Source organism: Saccharothrix sp. ST-888 (assembly GCF_000955975.1).
Lineage (GTDB): Bacteria > Actinomycetota > Actinomycetes > Streptomycetales > Streptomycetaceae > Kitasatospora.
Window position 1 is genome coordinate 1 of sequence record NZ_JYJF01000994.1, and the last position, 301, is coordinate 301.

Below are 301 nucleotides of genomic sequence, written 5' to 3' on the forward strand. Positions count from 1 at the left end.
GTGCGAGATCGAGCCGTAGTCGGGCGCGACCGCGAACGCCCCCATCCCGCCGTCCGCACGCCGGCCGACCGACAGTCCGGCGGGCGCGGTGCCGAAGGAGCTGTTCCCTTGGCCCGTGCGGGCCGAAGGTGACACCTGTTCGCGATCTGCGATGGGGTTGCCGTTGGGTCCGAGGCCGAAGACCGCCCTTCGGCCTTCGGCTTCGCGCCCGCCCACGGGCGTCCCGCCGGACGGTCCGCCGCAGGGGCCGTTGCCGTCGCCGTTCCAGGCGCTCCAGCCGCCGTTGGGCGCGGTCTGCCAG

1 pseudogene is annotated in these 301 nt (G+C 75.1%); it reads right to left on the bottom strand.

The annotated features are described in order from the left end of the window. A pseudogene (locus UK12_RS44215) lies at positions 1-301 on the bottom strand (hypothetical protein); the annotation flags it as partial.